The organism is Proteiniborus ethanoligenes (assembly GCF_900107485.1).
Lineage (GTDB): Bacteria > Bacillota > Clostridia > Tissierellales > Proteiniboraceae > Proteiniborus > Proteiniborus ethanoligenes.
Genome location: NZ_FNQE01000005.1, coordinates 20,074 through 38,031, shown reverse-complemented (window position 1 = coordinate 38,031; position 17,958 = coordinate 20,074). Strand labels below are relative to the sequence as shown.

General features: G+C 32.6%; 14 protein-coding genes. 11 read left to right on the top strand and 3 right to left on the bottom strand.

The features are described 5' to 3' along the window. Window positions 1–12: 12 nt before the first annotated feature. Window positions 13–471, bottom strand: a complete 459-nt coding sequence (locus BLV37_RS03250; RefSeq protein ID WP_091727212.1) for a hypothetical protein — start codon at window positions 469–471, stop codon at window positions 13–15. A 156-nt stretch (window positions 472–627) separates the two neighbouring features. Between BLV37_RS03250 and BLV37_RS03245 the strand changes: the two genes are divergently transcribed. From BLV37_RS03245 to BLV37_RS03205, 10 genes are all read left to right on the top strand, one after another. Then, a complete protein-coding gene (locus tag BLV37_RS03245; RefSeq protein ID WP_091727210.1) occupies window positions 628–1,530 on the top strand; it encodes a protease complex subunit PrcB family protein in 903 nt (300 codons plus the stop codon). A gap of 79 nt (window positions 1,531–1,609) precedes the next feature. Continuing rightward, complete coding sequence (locus BLV37_RS03240; RefSeq protein ID WP_091727207.1) at window positions 1,610–2,779, top strand: S41 family peptidase; 1,170 nt, start codon at window positions 1,610–1,612, stop codon at window positions 2,777–2,779. A gap of 267 nt (window positions 2,780–3,046) precedes the next feature. Then, window positions 3,047–4,660, top strand: coding sequence for a CTP synthase (locus BLV37_RS03235; RefSeq protein ID WP_091727205.1), 1,614 nt, complete (start codon window positions 3,047–3,049; stop codon window positions 4,658–4,660). Between the two features lie 405 nt (window positions 4,661–5,065). Further along, on the top strand, window positions 5,066–7,447 hold the full coding sequence (locus BLV37_RS03230; RefSeq protein ID WP_176967846.1) for an S-layer homology domain-containing protein: 2,382 nt from the start codon (window positions 5,066–5,068) through the stop codon (window positions 7,445–7,447). Window positions 7,448–7,812: 365 nt separating this feature from the next. Then, a complete protein-coding gene (locus BLV37_RS03225; RefSeq protein ID WP_176967845.1) occupies window positions 7,813–8,079 on the top strand; it encodes a hypothetical protein in 267 nt (88 codons plus the stop codon). Next, a complete protein-coding gene (locus BLV37_RS03220; protein WP_091727199.1) occupies window positions 8,072–8,344 on the top strand; it encodes a hypothetical protein in 273 nt (90 codons plus the stop codon). The genes BLV37_RS03225 and BLV37_RS03220 overlap by 8 nt, the downstream gene beginning before the upstream one ends. Before the next feature lie 270 nt (window positions 8,345–8,614). Further along, on the top strand, window positions 8,615–9,829 hold the full coding sequence (locus BLV37_RS03215) for a TolC family protein (protein ID WP_091727196.1): 1,215 nt from the start codon (window positions 8,615–8,617) through the stop codon (window positions 9,827–9,829). 281 nt (window positions 9,830–10,110) lie between these two features. Continuing rightward, on the top strand, window positions 10,111–11,508 hold the full coding sequence (locus tag BLV37_RS03210; protein WP_091727193.1) for a stalk domain-containing protein: 1,398 nt from the start codon (window positions 10,111–10,113) through the stop codon (window positions 11,506–11,508). A 220-nt stretch (window positions 11,509–11,728) separates the two neighbouring features. After that, window positions 11,729–11,854 (top strand): hypothetical protein, encoded by a 126-nt coding sequence (locus tag BLV37_RS15390; RefSeq protein WP_280140102.1) that lies wholly within the window; start codon window positions 11,729–11,731, stop codon window positions 11,852–11,854. Between the two features lie 306 nt (window positions 11,855–12,160). Continuing rightward, entirely contained in the window at window positions 12,161–12,463 is a 303-nt protein-coding gene (locus BLV37_RS03205; protein WP_091727190.1) for a hypothetical protein, read from the top strand. A gap of 367 nt (window positions 12,464–12,830) precedes the next feature. Here the strand turns inward: BLV37_RS03205 and BLV37_RS03200 are convergent, their stop codons facing one another. Both BLV37_RS03200 and BLV37_RS03195 read right to left on the bottom strand, forming a co-directional pair. Continuing rightward, window positions 12,831–13,730, bottom strand: coding sequence for a polysaccharide deacetylase family protein (locus BLV37_RS03200; RefSeq protein WP_091727187.1), 900 nt, complete (start codon window positions 13,728–13,730; stop codon window positions 12,831–12,833). 61 nt (window positions 13,731–13,791) lie between these two features. Then, complete coding sequence (locus BLV37_RS03195) at window positions 13,792–15,015, bottom strand: MFS transporter (RefSeq protein WP_091727186.1); 1,224 nt, start codon at window positions 15,013–15,015, stop codon at window positions 13,792–13,794. 200 nt (window positions 15,016–15,215) lie between these two features. Here BLV37_RS03195 and BLV37_RS03190 point away from each other — a divergent pair, with 200 nt between their 5' ends. After that, a complete protein-coding gene (locus tag BLV37_RS03190) occupies window positions 15,216–17,789 on the top strand; it encodes a sulfatase-like hydrolase/transferase (RefSeq protein WP_176967844.1) in 2,574 nt (857 codons plus the stop codon). Window positions 17,790–17,958: the final 169 nt, after the last annotated feature.

Sequence of the window (17,958 nt, the reverse complement as noted above, 5' to 3'; positions counted from 1 at the left end):
AGCCTAAACTCTTTATTTTACTCTTTTTAAATCTCTAGAAAGCTCAATTATTTTATTTTCATTAAGGGCAGTTTTTGCAGTGAGGCTGTTAACATCAATTTTAAGCTGGTCCATATCGAACTGTAGTTTTTCTATGCTTTTTCTATTCATTTGAATTTCAGCTTTCAGCTCTTCTTTAACCTCTTGGATTTCAGTTCTTAATTCCTTCCTAACACCTTGAATCTCTTCTTTTAACTCAGCCCTAACCTCTTGGATTTCAGCCTTTAACTCAGCCCTAACCTCTTGGATTTCAGCCTTTAACTCAGCTTTAACCTCTTGGATTTCAGCTTTTAACTCAGCCCTAACCTCTTGGATTTCAGTTCTTAACTCTTTTCTTACGTCTTGAATTTCATCCCTTAATTCCTTTTTAGTGCCTTGCAGCTCAATATAAATTTTTTCAAGCAAGTCAAACATTTTTTCCTCATTATTCACCCTATTCACCTCCTATATCCTTCCGTTCCATTTCTTAAATATATTCTACCATATAAGTATTTAATGTAAACAAAAAAACCACATTAAATTTGTAATATTAATGAAATATTACTTCATCCATCCAGTGATATAATATATACTAAGGAGGTATATATTATGAAAAGAAGAAAATCATTATGGATTATACTATCTATAGCCTTATTCTTAAGTACAGTAACAGCCTTTGCAGATATTAAAGTAGACTTAAAGGGGCATTGGGTAGAGAGGGTCATAGATAAAAGTATAGTAGAAGCTCACTTTAAATACTTAATCAAGGATAGCACAATATCATTTAACCCTGATTTTAAAATAGACAAGAAGAACTTTATGCTTTCACTTTATACCATGATAAGCACAGATAAAGACAGTAGTACAGAAAAACTAAATGATAAGGCACATACAGAAAAAGTAGGAAAATATCTTATAACTAAAAAAATACTAGAAGGAGACTCTAGCTTAGAAGGTAAGCTAACTAGAAAAGAAGCAGTCAAGTATATGATAAAAACATTAGAGCTTTCTAAGGAGATACAGTTAACAGATACAAACTACACACCATATAAGGACATACTAGGATTAGATGATACATACAAAAGATACATATTAAAGGCAAATATGATTGGTTTAATCAAAGGCTATGGAGATAGTAGCTTTAGACCAGAAGAAGATATAAGCATATCTGAAACTATTGTACTGCTACAAGAACTTAAAAAGCAAATTGAAGAGAGCACAAGTATACCCTATAAAATAGTAGAGGAAAAAACTCAAAAGGATACCATCAGTACAAAAGAAAAAGGGGACAAAGTACTAGTAACAATTTCAAAAGAATTTCCTACATCAGGCTATAATATGGGTATAAAAAGAGTAGAAAAATATGCAGAAGGTAAATATAGAGTTCACCTAGATATTAAAGCACCAGAACCAAACAGAGTAGTACTTCAAGTAATCACACAAATAAGAGCAACCATAGAAATAGATAAAAAATCCCTAGACAAAAAATACACCTTTGAAATAGCACAGTAGAAAGCAGTTGTTGGTTGTTAGTTCTTAGATCTTAGCTAACAACTAACAACCAACAACTAATACTCGAAAGGAGCACAACATGAACATAAAAAACATCTCTAAAAAATTCTTACCTATTATATTAGCATTTACATTAATCATAGCTTCACCTAGTACATTAGCTTTAGGTGAGGTAGAGCAGCCACAACAAATGGAACAAGCAGAACAGCAAGAATATAACGTAAAAGAAGCCTTAACATTCCTCGAAAATCTAATAAAGTTTGTAAAACTCAACTATGCATATGAGGTAACAGAAGAGCAGCTTGTAGAAGGAGCCATAAAAGGAGCACTTTCAGTCTTAGATGGCTACAGCAGCTATTACACAGAAAATGAATTCAAGGAGCTTAACGAAACCCTATCAGGTGAATTTGGAGGCATAGGCGTTCATATAACAGAAAAAGATGGATACATTCTAGTAGTTTCACCAATAAAAGGCACTCCAGGCTTTAAAGCAGGTATATTACCAGAGGATCTTATAGTGACAGTGGATGATGTAGATATTAAAGGCTTCACTACTCAAAAAGCGGCCAGCCTTATAAGAGGAGAGCCAGGAACTACAGTAAAGCTAGGTATAAGGAGAAATGGAGAAGACAAGCTTTTGTATTTTAACCTAACAAGAGCAATCATAGAAATAAATCCAGTAGAATATGAAATCTTAAAGAACAACATAGGCTACATAAAAATAACAGAATTTAATGACCATGCACTAGAAAATGTAATAAAGGTACTAGGAGAGTTCGACAATAACAAGGTTAAAAAAGTAATATTTGATCTCAGAAACAATCCTGGTGGTGGTTTAAATGAAGTATTAAACATACTTAGATTTTTGATTCCAGAAGGACCACTAGTACACATAAGAGATGCCAATGAAAATATCAGAACCTATAATTCTTATTTAGATGCGCCTAAATATAAACTAGCAGTATTAGTCAATGGAGGTAGTGCTAGTGCATCTGAAATATTTGCAGGGGCTGTACAGGACAGAGGGGTAGGTACTATAATAGGAACCAAAACCTTTGGAAAAGGAACAGTTCAAACAGTACTCACTCTAGTAAATGGTGGAGGATTAAAACTAACTACAGCAGAATACCTTACACCAAACAAAAACCCTGTTAACAATGTAGGTATAGAACCAGACATAATAGTCGAAAATACAACAGAAGAAGACCTACAGCTAAAAAAAGCCATAAAAATACTTAAAGAACAGTAGTTAAACAGTAGTTAAACAGTAGTTAAACAGTAGTTAAACAGTAGTTAAACAGTAGTTAAACTATCGTTAAACTATCGTTAAACTATCGTTAAACTATCGTTAAACTATCGTTAAACTATCGTTAAACTATCGTTCTACCATTGACACATACATTCGCTTATTATAAAATACAATAGTTATTTAAACCGTAGAGGCACCTATAGTCGCTCAAGCAAATCGTAGGGGCGCACCTCTGGTAGCCTGCAAACAAAGGAGGTCAAACCACACATGTCCACCAAATATATTTTCGTAACAGGAGGAGTAGTCTCATCACTAGGAAAAGGAATAACGGCAGCAGCCCTAGGACAACTACTAAAAGCAAGAGGAGTAAAAGTAACCATACAAAAATTTGATCCATATATAAACGTGGACCCAGGCACTATGAGTCCATACCAGCATGGAGAAGTATTCGTAACAGACGATGGAGCAGAAACAGACTTAGATTTAGGACATTATGAAAGATTCATCGACATCAATCTAGGCAAATATTCAAACGTAACTACAGGAAAAGTTTACTGGTCAGTGCTCAACAAAGAGAGAAAAGGCGAATACTTAGGGAGGACAGTACAAGTTATACCTCACATAACAAACGAAATAAAAGAAAGAGTATTCAGAGCAGCCAAAGAAAAAGACGTTGACGTAGTTATTACAGAAATAGGCGGTACAGTTGGAGACATAGAAAGCCTACCATTCCTTGAAGCCATTAGACAGATAAAATACGATATAGGCAAAGAAAATGTAATGTATATTCATGTTACATTAGTACCATATCTTTCAAAGGCAGGAGAGTTAAAAACAAAGCCTACACAGCATAGTGTAAAAGAGCTAATGAGCATAGGTATCCGTCCAGATGTACTAGTCTGTAGAACAGAGTACCCAATATCTCAAGAAATGAAAGACAAAATAGCCTTATTTTGTGACATGGATTCATCTCATGTAATACAAAACATAGATGCAGATACTCTATATGAAATCCCTATGCTACTAGAAGAAGAAGGATTGCCGCAGTTAGCTATAGAGCATTTGGGACTAGATTGTAGCCAGCCAGACCTTAAAGAATGGACAGATATGCTACAAAAAGTAAAGCATACAAAAGGAAAGGTCAACATATCCTTAGTAGGTAAATATGTAGAGTTAAAGGACGCATATCTTTCAGTAGCAGAAGCTCTTAGACATGCAGGCATAGCAAATGAAGTAGATATATGCATAGATTGGGTACAATCAGAAGACCTAACACAAGAAAACGTAAAAGAACAACTCCAAACAGCAGATGGTATTTTAGTCCCAGGTGGCTTTGGAGACAGAGGGATAGATGGAAAGCTACATGCAATTAAATACGCAAGAGAAAACAACATACCTTTCTTAGGCATATGCTTAGGTATGCAGCTTGCCGTAGTAGAATATGCACAGAATGTAGCAGGACTGAAAAATGCTCATAGCTCAGAGCTAGAGCCAGAAACTCCTTATCCAGTCATAGACCTAATGCCAGAACAAAGAGATATAGATAGCCTAGGGGGAACCATGAGACTAGGACTATATCCATGTAAGGTTGCAGAAGGCACAAAGGCTATGGAGGCCTATGGAGAAGAGCTTATATATGAAAGACATAGGCATAGATATGAGTTCAACAACGAGTTTAGAGATAGACTACTAGAGCAAGGACTAATTATAAGTGGATTGTCACCAGATGAAAGGCTAGTAGAGATTATAGAACTAAAGGACCATCCTTGGTTTGTAGCAGCACAGTTTCACCCAGAGTTTAAATCAAGACCAACTAGAAGTCATCCGCTATTTAGAGAGTTCATAAAGGCAGCAAAGTCAGATACTAACACTAGCTGTTAGTTCCTAGTTCTTAACTCTTAGCTCTTAGTTGTTAGTTCTTAGTTCTTAGCTAACAACTAACAACTAACAACTAACAACTAACAACTAAAAAACCAGCCACACAACTGTAAAGCAACTGTAACACAACTGTAATGTTATTTTAGAGAGTTCTGTTATATAATAGTTAATGTAATAAAGAGGTAGGGAATTGCCTATTATTACATTTTCATTACAAACATACTTGTCTCATTGACTGACAAATATGTTCGTGCTATAATTAGGGATAGAATGCAGGTGTTGTACATATTACCTGTTTCTACAAGTATAAGTCAGACTGGTTTCGGAAGGAATTACATTCTGACCTATAAGTTTCAAATTCCTTCAAAAGAAAAAAATAAAAATTATATTATAGGGAGGTTTTATTCAATGAAGAAGGTTTTATCATTAGTACTAGTACTTACATTAGTACTTGGTAGCTTCAGCTTCGCGTTCGCTGCACCAAGCGATGTAGTTGGTACAGACTACGAAGATGCTGTAGAGAGACTATCTCAATTAAAAGTACTAACAGGCTATCCAGATGGTACATTTAAACCAAATAACACAATAACAAGAGCAGAATTTGCTGCTGCAGTAGTTAGAGTAAAAGGCTTAGAGTCTGCTGCTTTAGCTGCACAAGGATCTACTGTATTTACAGACGTTCCAGCAGGAAACTGGGCTGCAGGATATGTAAATATAGCTTCTAAATTAGGTATTGTTAAGGGTATGGGAGACGGAACATTTGCTCCAAATAGTCCTGTAACTTACGAACAAGCAGTAACTATGGTTATGAGAGCATTAGGCTATGAAACAGCTGCAGAATCAAGAGGAGGATATCCATACGGATACCTAATCGTAGCTAACGAAAATGATTTACTTGATCAAGTAAAAGGCGTTCAAGGTCTTCCAGCAGTTAGAGGATTAGTAGCTCAATTACTTGACAATGCACTTGAAATCGAAATGATGGTTCAAGTTGGTACTGGAATAACTGGTCAACCTGTATGGGTTAAATCAGGTACACAAGGTACTACTGCAGTTACTTTGTTAGATGAGCTTGGATTTAAAAATGTTGAAGGTATGGTTACTATAGTTAATACAACAAAGAGTTCTATAAAAGTAGGCGATACTACTTTAACAGCTCCAGCTGGATTTGATTTCAATTTCTATGAAGGCTTGACTGTAAAAGCTTGGTATGCTTCAGGTAAAATAGTAGCATTATCTCAACAAAATGAAGCTAAATATGATGCTGTTATTTATTCGTCATCAGATGGAAAACTTAAGCTAGTGACAGAAAACGTAAAATATGACGTTGCAACTGGAGCAAATTTAAAACTTAATGGAACAACAGAAGTAAAAGCTAATTTTGATGATGTAGATTATGCAAAAATAGTACTTGATGAAGACGGAAACATTGCTTGGGCAAAAGGATATACATTTGATGGCAATATAGTAGTTAAAGATGTTAAAGATGATGTTGTCTATAGCTATAACAAAGATGAATTAGATGTAAATAAATACACATTAATTAGAGATGGCAAAACTGTAAAAGCAGAAGAATTAGATGATATGGATATCTTATTCTATAATGCATCACAAAAATTCGCTGTTGTAATCAATATAGAAGAAAGTGGCGAAATCGAAAGAGTTTACAGTGATGGATTTAAGTTTGATGGAGAAGTTTACGATTTATCTGCTAAATATCTTGACGGAAGCAAACTAGCAGGTTTAACGGCAACTGCATTAGATGCAATGAAGAAAGAAGGAACAGTGACTGTATACTTCGATTATAATGGAAACCCAGTACTTGTAGTAGGAGATACTGGAGCAGTTACAACTAATAGTTCATATGCTTTATTAGCAAGTCCACTTGCTAGATATGAAGGAAGAGGTTCAGCAGTATACTATACATTTGATGTATTAAATAGTGAAGGTAAAATAGTAAAATACGATTTAACGAAAGCATTTATTGAAGATTCAGCAAAATTTGTTGGTTTTGGAACTAACGATGGCTCAATCTCTAATCCTACTATAGGAACAAAACATGATGTTGTTATAGTTACACTTAATGCAAATGGGGCAGTGACAAAAGTTGAAAAATTAAGACAAACAAATATTTCAACTGCATTTAAAACTACTGCAACTTATGCTGAAGGTCTTAGATTACAATCAGATGCTACAGTATTCTGGACAAATAACGAATCAGCTGTTGCTGATTATACAGTAATGACATGGGCAAAAGCTGATGCTGAATTTAGCCAAGTTCAAGGTGGCAAATTGTATGAAGTAGATGGTAGAGTAGTAGCTATGTTTATAGACGCTACAAATGCAGACGCTAGTGATGCTACTGTTAAAGGTTTAATTACAGATGTTAAAAACCTTAGAGTAGGTGGCAAACAAGAAATAACAATGCAAATAAATGGAAAAGAAGAAGTATATTTGACATCATTAACTTTTGAAAAAGCTACAGTAGTTGGAACAGTATATGATGTTAAGGTTGGCAATAAGTCTGGTGAAATAGTAGCAGGAACAATGGCTACTAAAGTATCAGGAAAAATTGATACAAACGGAATAAGCTTAACAGATAGAACAATAAAAATTGGTGGAGTAACTTATGAGCTTGTATCAGATGCAGTAATTTACGTAGGAAATCCTACAGATGGATATGCTAAGAAAGCTTTAAGAGATCTATCTGACAAAGTTGGAACAGAAGATACTGTAACACTTTACTTTGATGGAACAAGTGGCAGATTTATCAAGTATGTTGTAAAATAGTAAGATTAAACGGGGCAGATTTCATGCCTAGCAATTAAGTAACTTAAAGACCTCAAGGCAAAGGAGAGATCCAAAGCCTTGAGGTTTTTCGGTTCTTTGTCAATAGTTGGGGTGGGATTATCTTTAATCCCGCCCCATTACTATGTTTTGATCTAATTGAATATAATGATGGAATTAGATAGAGTTATACATGTTCTAGGGTACACTTAATGAAAAATCAAGGGTAGGACACAGGGACAGGAACCTTGTCCAAATTAAAAATTGGTGACTAATTAAAGTATTGGAAACTTGTATGTTCATTTATATTGAATATGGTGATAAATTGATGGTATAATAAACATAGTTGATATATGGAGGGTATAGGGTTGAGTGAAAATGTAGTCATAACAAATGGACAATTATTTGAATTTATGACAAAGATGTATAGTGAAATGCAAGAAGGATTTAAACAAGTAAATTCAAAAGTAGATAGTATAGAAAATGAAGTTAAAAAGACAAATACTAAAATTGATCACGAGGTCATGCCTGAAATAGATGACTTATTTGATGGCTACATAGGTCTCTGGGACAGGAATCTTGTCCCAATTCTAAAAGTATATAATAACAATGAAGGAGGGTTTGGGGATGGATGATAAGGTTTTTAGTTTGTTAGAAAAGATGTATGTAGAGATACAAGATGTTAAGGGAGAATTGTCAGACGTCAAAGGAGAATTATCTAAAACTAATCAGTCTATAGTAAGACTTGAAGATAAAATGGATACAAACCATAAAGCTTTATTTGACGGATATAAACAAACCTATGAAAAGCTAGACACCCTTGAAAAGAAAGTAGATGAAATTGATAAAAAGGTTGAAAAACAAGATGTTGAAATAAGGGTAATCAAAGGGGTAAAATAAAGGATTAAGAAATAAACAGGATAAGGGTTGAGCATAGGGCTTGCCCATTTTTATTTTTTGCTCTATTTCTTTGCATATACATAGCTAAATTATATTAAAAACATATCAGAACTATTGAAGTAATAAACAAAAATCTTAGGTCTAACATAATAATACTTACCTTGATGATATACATATAATTGTGCTATAATCAAGTAAAATACATATAGATATATATCGTACAGTATAAGATTTCAAATAATATAGTTAACACATAAGGAGGAGTTTGTTATGAGGAGATTTATGTCATTTGTTTTAGCTGTTGTCATGCTTTTTTCTATAGGTGCTGTTGCTTATGCAGAGGGTAATAGTGTAAATGAGGTTAAAGAAAATAAAGAAATTGAATTAAGCTTAAAACAGGCTATAGAATATGCCTTAGAGCATAGTAGAGATGTAAAAATACAGGATTTAGATATGAAGAGAACAGAGCTGAAATATGAACAAGATAGAAGCGTTATAAGAGGACTTGATGGTATTGAAGATGTGTCTAGTATAAATTATGATTTAATACCAGATGGCCCTGACAAGCCAAGTTATGAAGATTTTAGAGAATCTCAAAAAAGTATTCCAACATATGAACTACATCTCTTAGAACTTGGTGTTCTAGACAGACAGTTAAAGCTTTCAAGACAAATATCCATATGGAATAAAGAAATAAAAGAAAATGAGATAAAATTCAATGTAGAAAAAGCTTATTTTGATTTGTTACAAAGTGAAAAGGATTTAGAAATAGCTAGAGAAGGTTTAGAGTTGGTAAATAGACAATATGAACAAAGCAAAAAAATGTACGAATTAGGTACTATTTCCCGTCAGCAGCTTTTATCAGTAGAGCTTGCTGTATCTCAAGCTCAATCAGGATTAGATATGGCAACAATGGGATATGAATTGCAAAAAATGAGCTTTAACAATACATTAGGTCTACCTTTAGATCAGAAAGTAAAGCTAACTGATAAGATAGAGTATAAAGAGCATGAGGAAATAAGCTTAGAGGAATCAATTCAAGCTGCTAAAGAAAACAGTGCAATGCTAAAGGTTTCTCAGGAAGGCTTTGAGTTATCTGAGCTTACATTTAAAGCTGTAAAAGCTAGACACTCTACTCCAAATCAATACAAATACAGAGAACAAGAAATCGCAGTAGAACAAGCAGCTAAAAACCTTGATATGGCTAAAAATGGTGTTGAAATGTCTGTAAGAGCTGCATATTATAGCTTAATTACAGCAGAGAAACAGATAAAGACCTATGAAAAGGCAGTAGAAAACGCACAAAAGGCATATGAGCTAACAGAGCTAAGCTATGAGCTAGGTCAAAATACTGCAAATGATGTTACAAAGGCTAGAATAGATTTAATGGATGCTAAGAAGAATCTTTCCAAGCAAATACATGCATATAACTTAGCATTGCTTGATTATAAATATAGTATAGGTTTAGGGAAAAACACAATATAAATAGTGATTAAGAAGAACCCTGGCGGAGTAAAATCCAAAGGGTTTTTTTATGTGGTGAAGGGGGTCATCTTAGCCATTTCTCACAGTCATATAAAAGGTATTCCTGAAATGTCTAACAAATGATATAATATAATTTGATTTCTATTAAATGGGAAAAATGATTCACGGATGATAGAATGTTTGAATTAATGAAAAAATGTAAGCTAAAATGCAGGAGATGAAGTCTTACATGGTAACTAAGCATGATGTTAAGAACGGAGTAATAAAGGGGGAAAACAAATATGACTAAAAAACTTATAAAAACATTAATAATTATTCTGCTTATGATTTCCAGTTTTAATGTTGCAATTTTTGCGGGAAGTTCTGAACCACAAGTAGTACAGGATATTAAAATTTTTAAAGATGGTATTGAGTTTAAAACCGATAAGCCAGTCTATATTTTTAATGGAAATACCTTAGTTCCTATGAGGGCAATATTTGAACAACTTGGGGCTGAAGTCACTTGGGATGCGGAAAAAAAAGCAATCACAGCAAGAACTGAAGACAAAAATATTGAATTATCTATCGATAGTAAAGCTGCAAAGGTAAATGATCAGGAACATTTACTATCAATTGCACCAAAGCTAATTAACAGTACTACATATGTACCATTAAGATTTATAGCGGAAAGCCTTATGTACGAGGTAGATTGGAATGGCGAAAATAAAATAATATCTATAATTAATACTCAGGATATAAAAGCTTTGAAACAGCTAAAGGTATATGAAAGCTCATCAAATTTTAAAGATGATTATATAAAAATGGAGATTGTAGATAATGAGAGAATTAGAGTTGAAGGGCGATCAGGTTTAGGCAAAACAAATTGGTCATTCATGGTTAAAAAATCAAATAATAATGATATTATTAGTGAATACCTAGATGTTAAATCTAATGGTTCATATGAAGGAACATTTAATTTAAGAAATAAGCTAAAGGATGGAGAATATTATGTAGATACCTACTTTAGTAAAGCTAGATATTCTACCTACTGGAGCTACTATTGGAATATACCATTAGAAAATAGGAACGGTGAAATATTTTTTTTAATCTCACCAGTGTATGAAAATAATTATGTGCAGTTTTTAAAGAATTCTGTTATTGAGACAAGTGAATATTTAGATTTAAGTATAATTAGAAATGAAAGCGAAAGAAACCAAATAGAGAGTTTGGCTAAGGAAATTACAAAAGGCACAAATTCCGAATATGAAAAACTTTTAAAGATAAATGATTGGGTTGCACAAAATATTTATTATGATTGGGATGCATATTTAACTGGCGGATATGTAGGAACTAGTCCCTATGAAACCTTGCAAAACAAAAGATCCGTATGTCAAGGGTATGCAGAATTGACTAATGCACTTATTAGATCAGTTGGGATACCTTCAAGAATAGTAGTAGGACATGCATTGGGGGGAAGTGCAGGTGGTGGTTATTGGGATGTTGTCGACCATACAAAATCGAATCACGCTTGGAATGAAGCTTTAATTGATGGTAGATGGATTATTCTAGATACAACATGGAATAGCAGGAACAAGTATCAGGATGGTTCTTTTGAAAATGGAGATATGATATACAGATATTTTGACCCAAGCTTAGAGGTGTTTTCCTATACACATAAGATTCTAAAGATAACCAAGTAAGGTCAAATTGGGAGTGGTGGGACACAGGGACAGGAACCTTGTCCCAATGTTTCTTTTGCCTTTAAGAAAGCCAAGATTTGGTTTATAATATTTTTGAGGTGATGAATATTTCTTAACAGTTCTTAGATATATACATCAAAATCCAGTAAAAGCAGGTATTACAAAAAGTGCTTCGGAGAGTAAATGGACAAGTTATAATGAGTATATTAAAGGAACAAATATGGTAGATATTGATTTCGGACTAGATTTATTTTCTGTGGATAGGCAAAAAGCTAAAGAATTATTTGATAAATATATGAATCAAAATAATAAAGACCAATGCCTAGATGATGAAGAAAAAATATGATTATCAGATAATGAAGTTAGGGACTATATTAATAAACTAGGTATTATAGACATTAATATATTAAAACAGTTGGATAGAGATAGAAGAGATGCTATTATAAGAAAATTAAAGGAAATAGAAGGAGTTACAGTAAGGCAACTTTCAAGAATTATTGGAATATCAAAAAGTGTTATTGATCGTGTTTAAATTAGAGAAAAAGAAACAGAACAAGAACCATGTTCTATTTCTCTAAAGCTAAAATATTGTTTTAAAGATACGAAGTAAATGATATACTAAAAGTATGTACTAATGAAGGAGGGTTTGGGGATGGATGATAAGGTTTTTAGTTTGCTAGAAAAGATGTATGCTGATTTAAGTGGGAAGATCGATAATATGGACAAAAAAATGCAAGGAATTAAGTCTGAAATGGTAACTAAGGATGATTTGATTAAAATTGAGCAAAAGTTGGTTGCGATGGAAGACAAAATGGATACAAACTACAAAACTTTATTTGACGGATATGAACAAACCTATGAAAAGCTAAATACCCTTGAAAAGAAAGTAGATGAAATTGATAAAAAGGTTGAAAAACAAGATGTTGAAATAAGGGTAATCAAAGGGGTAAAATAAAAGATTAAGAAATAAACAGGATAAGGGTTGAGCATAGGGCTTGCCCATTTTTATTTTTTGCTCTATTTCTTTGCATATACATAGCTAAATTATATTAAAAACATATCAGAACTGTTGAAGTAATAAACAAAAATCTTAGGTCTAACATAATAATACTATTTCTCGTCAGCAGCTTTTATCAGTAGAGCTTGCTGTATCTCAAGCTCAATCAGGATTAGATATGGCAACAAAGAAGAATCTTTCCAAGCAAACACATGCATATAACTTAGCATTGCTTGATTATAAATACAGCATAGGATTAGGTAAAAATACAATAAGTGGCGGTATGTAAAATGGATTGGACAAGGTAAATGCACCTTGTCCAATTTTATTGTAAAATTTTCTTAAACTTGTCCATATTAATAGTTGGGTCTATTATGAAACGAGGGAGCTGTAGCTTGTCGCTATTTTTAGATACATATCCTCTCTTTATAGTAAATCCCATTTTATATCCTAATTCTTTTAAATATTCAAGAGTGCTGTCATTATATTTGCCAAAGGGATAGGCTATGTAATCGGTATTAAACAGTTTCTTGTTTTTACTTAAGTCTTCTAATATTTCCTCTTTACTTGAACTCACTAACAGAGCAACATCTTTTATGTCCTTTCGGTGAAGATCATAAGTATGACAGCCGTACTCAAATACATCTTCATATTTATAATTTTCTTCAAGAGAGATTGACTGCAGACCTTTAGGGTCAAAAGGCTTCTGTGGGTATATAGTTGCTCCACCTCTCATAAATATAACCCCTTTAAAGCCATATTCCTTCATTATGGGATAAGCATATACAGCATTACTCAAATACCCGTCGTCAAAGGTAATAACAACGGTTTTCTCAGGCAGAGTTTTGTTTTCATTTAGAAAATCCCATAACTCATCTAATGTAGCCGTATAATAACCATTATCATAAAGGTACTTCATTTGTTCAGAAAAAGCTTCAACGGATATTACACTATCATTATTTTCCCATCCATAAGCCTTCATCTCTTCTTCTTTAAGCAGATGATGATAAAGAAGAACAGGAATTTTTTCTGCTGCCTTAGGGCTAAGCTGATTATAGAGCTTTAATATCTCTTCTCTTTGTCTTTGGTTTTCTTCTTTTAGCTGAACATATCTTTCTTCTAAAATTGATAAAATTGCAAGTTCATAGTTTGCTGCATGGGAATAGCTAGTAAATATAAAAGTTAAGAAAAGAGTAATAACAATTGAAAATGTCAGTTTTTTCATAGGCACTCTCCTTATTTATTATGATATAGTTATTATATCAGGTTTTTACTTGGTTTCCTATTCATTTCATCCTATAAAAGAACATGCTTGATGTAAGCCTAACAATAGCAACTGCAATTAAAGCTATTGTTATATTTGTCATATTCATAAGCTTAACTCCAACAATAGGAGATATACCAGATATAATAGCTATTAGAGTATTATATATAGCTATATAAACTGTTTTATTTTCACTTGGAATTATCTCTAGCAATATATTAAATAGCAGTAGAACTGTACCAGCTACTGATACTCCTATTAAAATATTAAATAATAATAGCATAAATAAGCTTTTACTTAGAGTATATAATATTGGAGTTATGCCCATACCTATAATAGCTATACTTAAGGCAATATGAGTGCCTTTTTTTTCTGCCAATACTGGCCATTTGGTATATGTTAATATTGAAGACAATCCACTAGCAATAGATATTGCTGAAAGCCATGATTCATTAGCTTTAAGTATTTTTATAGTATATATATTGAAAAGAGGCTGTGCACCTACCCAACCAATGTGGAAAAATAATGAGGCAAATGTAAACATAAGAAATTTCTTGTTTTTAGGGATCTCCTTTAGTACTTGCTTTAAACTGTTTATGTATTTAGATTCTCTTTTGTTTTGAACTACGACATTCTTGAATTTAAAGAAATAAATTACTTCAGCTATAGATACCAAAAAAGCTACAATAAAAAACAATTGGTATAGCTTCACAGTTTCTTCATTTGTATTTGGAATAGAAGTTAGCAGCTTTCCTGATAAAAAGGTTATAAATATTCCAATAATGGAAGAATACCTATTTCTAAGTCCCATTGCCTGTCCCAGCTCTTTAGAACAAAACACATCTCCCATAGTAGCCTGATATCCCATATTCCCAATAGCACCAGGTAAGTTCATTAAGCCTATCATAAGTACAAATAGGCTAGCCTGGTTTACATCCAAAAAAGGTATAAAAGCTATAAATAAAAAGAAAACTCTATGTAATAGCATTGTGCTGCCTATGGTCTTTTGTTTATTACTAAGGGATTCGATTAGTATTGCCCCTGGAATAAATGCTAATATACTGATGAAATGAGGTAATGATGTAAGATAAGCTATTTGATAATCAGTAGCACCTAGCCTTTCAGCAAATTTTGAAAGATAAGGATTTACTAAATTTGCCCCAATAGTAGCCAATATACCATTTATAATATTGACTCTTTTGTTATAACTGAGGTTTGTACTTACAGATATAGAGCTTTCAGTCATTTTTACACCTTCTATTATATATTTCGACTCAAGAAATATTATATTATATTCTTAGTAAGAAATAAAGACTGAACCTAGAGCATGGTTATATAACACATAATATAGTATATATGCTATAATAACTTTAAGACATCAAGGTTATTGCTCGAAACAGTAACATTAAAAATAATTATATTTCTATGGAGAGGATTAAGCAAGTCATGAGCATAATAAAAAAATACAAAATCCAATTAATCGAAACTACAGTATTATCATTTCTTTTTTTTATTAAAGCAATTATCTATAATCATCTAATCCAAAATGGAAGCGTAAGTTTAAAGCTTAGCTTTGTAAGCTTAATTTATATAATCTTTATTATTGCCTTATCGTATATATTGAAGGATAAAAAGCGAGACATTGCGTTATTGATTATTTATTCAATAATATCCTTTATAATGTTTGCAGATGCAGGATATTTTACATACTTTAATCAGCTTACATCTGTAGTTGTATTAAAGCAGGTAAATCAACTTGGAACCATAGGTGAAAGTATAAACTATGTTTTAAAGCCTGTAAACTTCTTGTTAGTAATGGATATTTTGCCTTTAATACTTTACTATCTATATACACGCAAGCTTACACCATTTAAAAATCTATATAATCTTGAAAAAAGGAAAGTATTTACCATTGTGTCAGGAGCATTTGTTCTGGTTATTTCATCGGTTCTTATTGTAAATGGCCTTGATGAGGATATTAATTTATCAAGGCAGGAATTTTTCACCTATCATATTAGTGATATATACAATACTTTTTTTAGAGAAAGCTATGTTGATAATATAGATGATTTTATGAAAAATGCTAGTAGCAGTACAGTCAATAAAGATAAAAAATACTATGGGATAGGAAAGGACAGAAACGTAATAACTATTCAAGTAGAAGGACTTCAGAACTTTGTAATAAATAGAAAATATAATGGTAAAGAAATTACTCCAAACTTAAATAAGCTTATAAATGAAGATAGCATATATTTTGATAGATATTATCAGCAATTAGGTAGGGGGAACACATCAGACTCAGAATTTGTATCGCATAATTCTCTATATCCTGCTATGGATGGACAGACCTATTTAATGTATTATAATAACACATATTATGGACTTCCATGGATATTAAAGGATAGGGGTTATACTACAGCTGCCTATCATGGATATAAGCCAGATTTTTGGAATCGAGATAAGGCTTATCCATATCAAGGCTTTGATAGGTTTTATAGCCAGAATGATTATAGTATAACTGAGCCTGTTATTGGCTTTGGGATAAATGATAGGGAATTTTTCAAACAATCTATTAGTTATATGAAGGCTACACAAGAGCCTTATTATGCATTTTTAGTTACCCTATCTAGTCATCACCCTTTTACTATGCCTGATGAATACAAGGAGATTCAGCTTATGGATAACCATGAAAATACTCTATTAGGCAACTATATTCAATCTATAAATTATGCAGATGCTGCTATAGGTGAGTTCATAGAAGACTTAAAGCGAGAAGGACTTTATGAAGATACAGTGATAAATATTTATGGAGATCACTTTGCTATTTCTTCTATGGATGAGGATAACAAAAGGCTAATGACAGAATATCTAGGGTATGATTACGATTTTGATGAAATGATGAAGATTCCCTTAATAATACATGTACCAGGTTCGAATGTATATGAAAAAATATCTGTTACAGGAGGACAAATGGATTTTTTACCTACAGTATTGAATATATTAGGTCTTGAAAATAAAAAAGGAGTAATGCTAGGTCAGGACCTAGTCAATGCTACAGAAGGATTTGTTGCACAGCAGACATATATGCTAAAAGGCTCCTATATTAAAGATGATGTTGTGTTTTCAATGTCTAGAGATGGAATATTTAAAAATAGTAGAGCTTGGAATCCTAACACAAAACAGCCTATTGAGCTTGAAGCATGCAGAGAAGACTATGAAAGAGCAATTAAAGAAATAAATAATTCTAATCATATATTAAAGAATGATTTACTTAAAAAGTTTATTGAAGAAAGAGAAGGGCTTTCTAACGAGGAAGAAAAAGTGGACACAAGAGTATTGCCCGAAGCACTAATCTCTCATGCAGGTGCTAGAATAGAGGAATTGTCCTATACTAATTCTAAGGAAGCAATAGATAAAAGCTATGAAAATGGATATAGATTTATTGAACTAGATTTTGAATGGACTACTGATGGCAATCTAGCCCTTATTCATGATTGGGATAGCTATGTTAACAGTGCTTTTTCTGTAGAATCTAAAATGTACAGCACGGAGGAATTTAAGGGCTTTAAAATGATTAAGGGTCTTACTCAGATGGTTTTAGAAGATTTAGCAGAATGGCTTTATGAGCATGATGATGTATATATTGTTACAGATATAAAAAGAGATAATGTAGAAGCTCTTAAGCTTATAAGGGATAGATATCCTGATTTAATACATCAATTCATTCCTCAAATATATGGAATAGATCAGTTTATTCCAGTACAGGGCTTAGGCTATACAAACATTATTCTGACTCTGTATGCATCTAACTACACTGATGAAGAGCTAATAGATTTTGTCAATAGACATGAAATATTTGCCATTACTATGCCAATAAGTAAAGCTAGAACAGAGCTTCCAAATAAGCTTAAAAATGCAAACATATTTGTATATGCTCATACTATAAATAGGGAAGACCTTAGACAAGAGCTTGAAGCAAATGGAGTAGATGGATTTTATACTGACGACCTATTGCCTTAATTATTATATTTTAATAATATATATGTGCTACAATATATATCAAATATTTCACGAAATATGGAACTTTATTAAGGTTATAGTCGTCTAACCCGTATACGTTATCTGTTTTCGTCTAGCTTTAACAAAAAAACATAGGATTAACACAGTATTTTAGCAAAAAGAGAAGGAG

Excerpts from the sequence above, each read along its gene's own strand:
- BLV37_RS03235 (WP_091727205.1), top strand. The coding sequence starts at position 3,047 with ATGTCCACCAAATATATTTTCGTAACAGGAGGAGTAGTCTCATCACTA.
- BLV37_RS03205 (WP_091727190.1), top strand. The coding sequence starts at position 12,161 with ATGGATGATAAGGTTTTTAGTTTGCTAGAAAAGATGTATGCTGATTTA.
- BLV37_RS03240 (WP_091727207.1), top strand. The coding sequence starts at position 1,610 with ATGAACATAAAAAACATCTCTAAAAAATTCTTACCTATTATATTAGCA.
- BLV37_RS03230 (WP_176967846.1), top strand. The coding sequence starts at position 5,066 with ATGAAGAAGGTTTTATCATTAGTACTAGTACTTACATTAGTACTTGGT.
- BLV37_RS03195 (WP_091727186.1), bottom strand. The coding sequence starts at position 15,015 with ATGACTGAAAGCTCTATATCTGTAAGTACAAACCTCAGTTATAACAAA.
- BLV37_RS03190 (WP_176967844.1), top strand. The coding sequence starts at position 15,216 with ATGAGCATAATAAAAAAATACAAAATCCAATTAATCGAAACTACAGTA.
- BLV37_RS03245 (WP_091727210.1), top strand. The coding sequence starts at position 628 with ATGAAAAGAAGAAAATCATTATGGATTATACTATCTATAGCCTTATTC.
- BLV37_RS03210 (WP_091727193.1), top strand. The coding sequence starts at position 10,111 with ATGACTAAAAAACTTATAAAAACATTAATAATTATTCTGCTTATGATT.
- BLV37_RS03220 (WP_091727199.1), top strand. The coding sequence starts at position 8,072 with ATGGATGATAAGGTTTTTAGTTTGTTAGAAAAGATGTATGTAGAGATA.
- BLV37_RS03215 (WP_091727196.1), top strand. The coding sequence starts at position 8,615 with ATGAGGAGATTTATGTCATTTGTTTTAGCTGTTGTCATGCTTTTTTCT.
- BLV37_RS03200 (WP_091727187.1), bottom strand. The coding sequence starts at position 13,730 with ATGAAAAAACTGACATTTTCAATTGTTATTACTCTTTTCTTAACTTTT.
- BLV37_RS15390 (WP_280140102.1), top strand. The coding sequence starts at position 11,729 with ATGGTAGATATTGATTTCGGACTAGATTTATTTTCTGTGGATAGGCAA.